Source organism: Acinetobacter sp. YH12255 (genome assembly GCF_013417355.1).
Lineage (GTDB): Bacteria > Pseudomonadota > Gammaproteobacteria > Pseudomonadales > Moraxellaceae > Acinetobacter > Acinetobacter pseudolwoffii.
This window is the reverse complement of the sequence record NZ_VPEC01000077.1, coordinates 1-6,881: the sequence shown is the minus strand read 5'-3', so window position 1 is coordinate 6,881 and position 6,881 is coordinate 1. Positions and strand designations below refer to the sequence as shown.

Below are 6,881 nucleotides of genomic sequence, written 5' to 3'. Positions count from 1 at the left end.
AAACAGAACAGCAGATCCAAATCAAAAATAGCGCTAAAACGCCACCAATTGACGAAAAAGCCCTGTTTGAGGAAAAACAGAGGGAAACCCTTGGCAAAGTGCTAAAACGCGAAATCAGCGCAAAAGAGGCGAATCTAGACCTAGAATTTATGCAGGATGTTTTTAAAAAGGCAGAAAACACCTTGGGCAAGATGCAAAAGCATAAAAATGAGTTTAGTCAGCAGCTCGCCCAAGACATCGTGAAAAACAGACTGAAACAAAGTCATGACAAATTGCAAAGCCTGGTGGATCAACACAACGAATTAGGCCAGAACAAACCATTGCTGTTTGGAAAAAAAGCTTGGGAGGCACAACGTAATGCACTCTATCAAGAGCACAAGCAACTGAAAGGCAGACATGAATACCAGAAAAAAAATGGTGTGAAGGATTTATTGGAAAATGAAAAGTTCAAAGAACATGCCTGGAAGCAGTACCAACAACAACATCCGGCCAAAGCCAAGCAATACCAGACTCTATACTCAACCTATCAAGTCATTAAAAAATGTGTGAATGAGATCAAAGCAGAACAACAGCTGAAACTCAGACAAGAACAACAACTCAAAGCACAGCAACATGCACCTAGAATGAAATCTCGTGGCATGAGTCGCTAAACAGAGCGAGTGTCTACGAGCGAACTGAGAAAATTTGCCCTTTCCTTTCCCTGATTACAAGCTCCCTATCCATCAATCACCTGCATACCAGAGCATCCCGCATGGGTGCGAACTTTCCAAATTTGATTCTTAAATCGAGCGTAGCGAGAAAAAAAGTTCATGAGCGAAGCGAATTCCGAGTTGCTTTTGCTTTTTCTAAAAGTCACGAAAATATTAACCAAAAATTGCCCCAACGAATCGAGCGAAAGCGAGATTCAATAGAGTTTGAGCGAAGCGAAAACCAAGGGCAATTTTTTACTCCCTGGGCTTTTAATTATTTTTAAGCTTTTAAATGCTTTTAGAGAGGCTCAAGTCTTTGTAAATAAAGGCTTCTAGAGCTTATATGACTACGTTTACCTACCAATATGACTACGTTTACCTACCAATATGACTACGTTTACCTACCAATATGACTACGTTTACCTACCAATAATCTACATTATTTTTTTTGTAGATTTAACTACGTTTACCTTGCATTAATCTACATATTTATTATTATAGATTTATATTCATAAGTAATAATGTAGATAAATAGAATGCGGGACTTAGTAGTTAAAGACAATGCATTAATTAATGCGAGTTATAACTTAGACTTAGTAGAACAACGTTTGATCTTATTAGCTATCGTCGAAGCAAGAGATAGTGGTCGGGGAATCAATGCAAATGACCCTTTAGAAGTCCATGCTGAGAGTTATGTAAATCAATTTAATGTTGCAAGACAAACAGCTTACCAAGCGTTAAAAGATGCCTGTAAAGATCTATTTGTACGTCAATTTAGCTATCAAGAAATTAATAAAAGAGGAAATGTAGAGAATGTTTTAAGTCGTTGGGTCAGCGAAATTAGATATATCGACGATGAAGCTACAGTAAAGTTAATATTTGCCCCTGCAATCGTGCCACTTATTACACGTTTAGAAGAACAATTTACTAAATATGAGTTACAACAGATTAGTAATCTCAGCAGCGCTTATGCTGTGCGATTATATGAATTATTAATTGCTTGGCGCAGTACGGGTCAAACTCCTATTATTGAACTTGCAGAGTTCAGACAAAAAATAGGCGTTCTTGATGATGAATATACAAGAATGGGAAATTTTAAAGATCGAGTATTAAATTTAGCTATTGCTCAAATTAATGAACATACGGATATTAACGTCCAATGTCAGCAACATAAAAAGGGACGTAATATTTCTGGTTTTTCATTCACCTTTAAACTGAAAAAAGTCGTTATAGCTCATACTAAAGAGCAAACTGCTCTTGAGATTTTCTCAAAATTTACCGATGCACAGTGTCATCTTTTTGCCAGTAAATTATCTGAGCTTCCAGATATGAATAAATATTCTCAAGGTACTGAAAGCTACTCACAATTTGCAGTTCGAATTTCTGAAATGCTACGAGATCCACAAAAATTTGAAGAACTACTCCCCTATCTAAAGAAAGTAGGCTTTAATACAAAATAAACTTCATGTTCAGATTGGATGTTCACACGAACATCCTTGTACACGCACTGAGGGATTACATTGAACACAACAAAATTCAGCGTCATGGACGCAAGTAAAGCCTTTAAAAAATCACGTACAACAATATATGAGGCTTTAAAAAATGGTGAATTATCAAGAGATCATGATGGTCTTATAGACTTATCGGAACTTATTAGAGTTTATGGCAATCCAATCAGTGTTCAGTCCAGTACACGCACTGAACAAGTTCAGAAGGATGTACAGGTACACGTTCAATCTGAAGTTGAAAATGTATTAAAAGATCAGATTTCTTTACTCAAAAATCAGTTAGATTTAGCAAATCAAAGAGAAAAGTCTTTGATGCAACATATTGAAGATCTTACTCACAGAATTGAGTTTAAAGGCACCTTAGAACAGCCAAAACAAGAAAATATTAATCAGCTAAATGAATCTACTAATTCGAATATAGCAACAGATCCTCGGTCACAGGATGAATCAAACTATGACGGATTGACTACTCCTGAGAACAAACGGATCCCTATCCCTGAACATATTGAGCCTGAACCTAAAAAAAGGGGCTTCCTGAGCCGTTTCTTCCTTCCTTATGGTTAGCCAGCACTCCACTTTTTTGATGAGCCAATTTCATTGCCAGCAATGAAATAATGACTCCTCAAAAAACCGGATGATGTTTATTGAAACTGAATAAAATCGTGGAACATTGCTTATTTATTAAGCGTGGAACACTAAAAAAGATAAAAAAAGCCCGAACAGGGATGTTCGGGCTATCAACTAGAAACTACAGCATTGATTTCTAAGTGGAATTATAACGCATTTCGTATAAGGTGTATTATGTTAATTTTAGGAAGTCTTTACAGTTGGCCTTCAAGTAACTGACCTATTTCTAACCTGGTATAGCCACGTTCTTTAAAAATCAAAATAATTGCTTTTTTATAATCTTCAGAAGTAGAAGTCTTATATTTAGTTATCAGTTGATTCTCAGAATTCAGCTCTAGATCATTTTTGATGGTCAATACTTCGCTAGAGATCCTATTAAAGATATTTAGGTTAAACATACAGGCACTCGTCATCCGTTATAGCGGCCCGACTACAACAAACACCTGCCTTAGCTTAGCTAGACACCCTTGGCCGCAAGGATTACAAATTAGACAAGATTCTGCAAGTTTTGCAGAATTGAGAGCCTGAATATTCGACGAAATTATTGTTCACTTAACATAATGGCGGTTATACGAAGTACACTTGTATATTAATTTAAAAATCAATAACTTAAAAAATTCACCCTCATCACAAAAACCGCAAAAAGCCGACTTGGAAACAAGTCGGCTTTTTTTTAGGCGGTTTTGATAGTTCTTGCCAATAATTTTGTTTAAAAAGTAGTCGATTTTGCGATTTTTTAAATTTTATCAATGCGTGAATGTTCAAAATTATCCACATTTTTTGTGGATAAAATTTAGGCTATTTTGTACGCTTTGGCTCACATAAAACTCGGCCCTTTGCGGCTGTCCAGGATAGGTGAATTTTCCTATGATGAAGTCATAGAGAACAGGATGTTCCAAACAACAAGAATAAGAAAGATCGCACCAGGAGCGTGAGGTAAGACAGGAGTCATACCTAGCAACCCAATATGAGAAACCCCGGCAGGATGCTGGGGTTTTTTATTGTCTAAAATTTATTGATAATTAGTAATATATGAATTTTAGATTTACTGAATTAAGCCAATGAAATTATCTGACTTTTCTACTCAACGTCTTGGTGAATATATAGCTGGAGATCTCGAAGGCTGGCCATATAGACGTGGTGTCGATCTTGTAGAGTTCTTCAATAAAATGGGGTTTAGAGAAACGTATGGGCAAGGTTTTCCAAGCCGTGCCATTTATGCGAAAGGAAAAGTTTCTGAACTGAATGGTAAGCCGAAACTAAAAGATGCCATTCGAGAAATGCTTGACCCTAGGCTTTGGATTGATCTTACGTCTAAGGGGCATTCAGTAGAAATCTGCGCTGCTCAAGTTAATGAGATTTTAAATTATGACGGCTATGAAGTAGTTAGAGATGGAAATTTTTATAAAGTACGAGAGTTAGCTGGAACTATTATTGAAATTGAGAAGCGATTTGAAAAATCTGAAGAACTTAATGAACTTCTTATAGAAGAACAAATCCAAAAATGTAAGGCTAAAATTGAGGCCGAAGATTACTCAGGGGCCATAACTAATGCACGCAGCTTAATTGAAGCAGTATGTGTGAAAATTGAAGCTGAATTAGATCCTAATGCTAAAGGAAATGATGGAGACCTAGTTAAGATTTTTAATCGAGTAAGAAAGTTATTAAATCTAGATCCAAGTAGACAAGATATTTCAGACTCAATTAAACAAGTTTTGTCAGGGTTATCCAATATAATTAATGGCCTTGCGACTATGAGAAATAAAATGTCTGATGCACATGGTGTAACGTATAAACCAAGTAGACACCATGCAAAGCTAGCAGTGAATTCAGCGAAAACACTTGCAGACTTCTTATTTGATACAATGAGCTATCAGATAGAAAATGGGAATCTTAAAAAGAAATAATTTACCCTTAGTTTTTATAGAAAAAGCCCAATAAATGATGGGCTTTTGAACTACTCCCAGTATCGTAGAAACGAGAGAGCCTAATTTTTTAGTTTCATATGGCACCTAACAGTACAACTGCTTATAGTTTGTATTAAGCATACGAATTTTTATCTAATAAAAATTAGATAAGTATTTATTTTTCTTATTTTTATGCTATACCTATATTAAAAATATTATTTCTAATTAATTTAAAAGGGTAAACTAATGAAAATTAATAACTTATTAATAAAAAAAACTTCTTCTAATGACCATCAAGTATCAATTTTTTACACTAGATTTATCTATCAAGAGTAATATAGGAACTATCTTAATCAATTCGGTTGCTTTATAATCGCGGACCAACCGTAAAACAAATTATTGTTTTTTTATTAAAAAACAATGATTTATCAAAAAACATCCATTTAAGGATTCTGCCAAATGTATCTTCGTATTCATAATCTATCTGGGTTTGAGTATAGAAATTATATAAATGGTTATAGTGAGTTCATGAGAACAGAAAATATAGTGTCTATATCTCAATCTAAAAAAGTAGTTAAAAAAGTAGCTAGAAAATCTTATGGCTTAACAAAAGAGAAAGCCGAAAGAATTTCTATGAATACTCGAAATGCTTACATGATGAAATATCCAAATACATCAGAAGCATAGGCTCTATTTTTTTTAAAAAAATATTTCTAAATCTTAAATACACCTTATACTGTTGAGTTCATTCGAGTTCTACAGGAGGTGGTGTATTCCTAATTTTTTACCAAAAAATTTTCAAATTTTAGATTGTTATTATGCTGGGGCTAAAACCGATGAAGATCGGCATATCCTTACTATGATGGCTAAAGATTTTGAAGATTATATGTTTAATAGTGGAGCGTTTTCTAAACGATTCCATGAGTCATTTGGGAAAGATGTTCCCAATGATTATCCAAGGCATGTGATGGAAGCACATGGACTAGCGCATGTTCATATCTTTGATGCAGAAGCTATGACAGATGAAGCTATCGAAGAATGGGATAAAAATAATTTTCCTCGTAGGTTTATAGGACGCCGAGGGACAAGTGACTTATGTATGGTTTATACATTAGGTTCAGAGGGAACAGTTTTGTTATTAGCTTTTTTTGCTCCCCCAGCGCATGAAAAGCACGATGATTGTGATTACATCAATACATTGATTCGTGCCGCTAATGACTTTTTTCAAGAGCAAGATAATGGAGAGTATGTTTTACCAAGAAGTAGAATCCTAGATATTTTAGCTGCTTGATAAAATTACGATCATTTCTATTCTTAAGGTAGGTACACATGTACCTACTTTTTCTATTCACTTAACATAAAAACTCTTATGCGAAACTTAAAATGGAATCAGCAATTTTCTTTAAATCTTGATAAAAAAGTATAGAAATTGATTCTATAAGCTAGAAAATTTTCTCTGCAAACCTTTTCTAACTGTCGTTTAAAAATCTTTTTATAACCAACGATATTGCATGTTACTCCAGCAGCTATAGCAATCCATTGAGATACATTTTCAGGAAGAAAAATATTGGCTGATCTAAAAACTATAATCTCAGCAATTTCAAAAAATGCGTATCCGAGGAGGGCAACTATTACAGCCATAATTACATGCCAAATGATAAAATTTATTTTCATATAGCTTCCCTCCCAGTATTAAAAATTAGGATACAAATTTCTCTTTTAATTAGCAACTTATTACTTTAGTCCAAATAAATTTCGATCTCTTTCATCCGTCAAATATCGGTCCATCTGAGCGATCAATTTAGCCCGTGCCTGTTCATCTTCTTCAGTAATTTTCAGCATACAGGATCCAATTAAAATCTTACGTCTAGTATCATCCTTTCGAGCCTGTTCTTTCTCTTTAGCACGTTCTCTTGCCAGTGCTGCTTGTCTTTGAGCCTTTAACTGCTTTAGCTTTTCTTCCTGTGCCTTGATTTTGCTGTCTAGTGTTTCAGTAACGCTCATTAATTAAATACCATCATCTTGGGAAACCATCCCTAACATAAGCGCACTTGAATATGCATTCAAGGTGCTATATGTATAGTAATGTTTTCCTCGAAGAGCGCACTTATGCAAACTTCGTTTGCAAGTCCGATTGGGGTCTCCCCAAT

General features: G+C 34.8%; 8 protein-coding genes and 1 pseudogene. 6 read left to right on the top strand and 3 right to left on the bottom strand.

The genetic code is table 11. From position 1 onward, the window contains the following. The 3 genes and pseudogenes from FTV30_RS15260 to FTV30_RS15250 all read left to right on the top strand — a co-directional run. Nucleotides 1-650: pseudogene (locus tag FTV30_RS15260) on the top strand (nickase); the annotation flags it as partial. 575 nt (nt 651-1,225) lie between these two features. After that, entirely contained in the window at nt 1,226-2,149 is a 924-nt protein-coding gene (gene repM, locus FTV30_RS15255) for a replication initiation protein RepM (protein WP_004811812.1), read from the top strand. Nucleotides 2,150-2,209: 60 nt separating this feature from the next. After that, nucleotides 2,210-2,761 carry a plasmid replication DNA-binding protein gene (locus FTV30_RS15250; RefSeq protein ID WP_223182242.1) on the top strand — a complete coding sequence of 184 codons (552 nt, stop codon included), beginning with the start codon at nt 2,210-2,212 and terminating at the stop codon, nt 2,759-2,761. Nucleotides 2,762-3,018: 257 nt separating this feature from the next. Here the strand turns inward: FTV30_RS15250 and FTV30_RS15245 are convergent, their stop codons facing one another. Next, nucleotides 3,019-3,222 carry a hypothetical protein gene (locus FTV30_RS15245; protein ID WP_057979931.1) on the bottom strand — a complete coding sequence of 68 codons (204 nt, stop codon included), beginning with the start codon at nt 3,220-3,222 and terminating at the stop codon, nt 3,019-3,021. Nucleotides 3,223-3,885: 663 nt separating this feature from the next. On the opposite strand from FTV30_RS15245, the gene FTV30_RS15240 reads away from it, so the two are divergent. The 3 genes from FTV30_RS15240 (at nt 3,886) to FTV30_RS15230 (ending at nt 6,022) form a co-directional block, all read left to right on the top strand. Continuing rightward, nucleotides 3,886-4,731, top strand: a complete 846-nt coding sequence (locus FTV30_RS15240; RefSeq protein ID WP_071852029.1) for an abortive infection family protein — start codon at nt 3,886-3,888, stop codon at nt 4,729-4,731. A gap of 459 nt (nt 4,732-5,190) precedes the next feature. Beyond that, nucleotides 5,191-5,418, top strand: coding sequence for a hypothetical protein (locus FTV30_RS15235; RefSeq protein WP_032024836.1), 228 nt, complete (start codon nt 5,191-5,193; stop codon nt 5,416-5,418). A gap of 172 nt (nt 5,419-5,590) precedes the next feature. Beyond that, nucleotides 5,591-6,022, top strand: a complete 432-nt coding sequence (locus FTV30_RS15230) for a type II toxin-antitoxin system YafO family toxin (RefSeq protein ID WP_071852031.1) — start codon at nt 5,591-5,593, stop codon at nt 6,020-6,022. Between the two features lie 98 nt (nt 6,023-6,120). Here FTV30_RS15230 and FTV30_RS15225 read toward each other — a convergent pair whose 3' ends face one another. Together FTV30_RS15225 and FTV30_RS15220 are read right to left on the bottom strand one after the other, a co-directional pair. Further along, nucleotides 6,121-6,405, bottom strand: coding sequence for a hypothetical protein (locus tag FTV30_RS15225; RefSeq protein WP_071852033.1), 285 nt, complete (start codon nt 6,403-6,405; stop codon nt 6,121-6,123). Nucleotides 6,406-6,465: 60 nt separating this feature from the next. Continuing rightward, complete coding sequence (locus tag FTV30_RS15220; RefSeq protein ID WP_071852039.1) at nt 6,466-6,735, bottom strand: mobilization protein; 270 nt, start codon at nt 6,733-6,735, stop codon at nt 6,466-6,468. Nucleotides 6,736-6,881 lie beyond the last annotated feature (146 nt).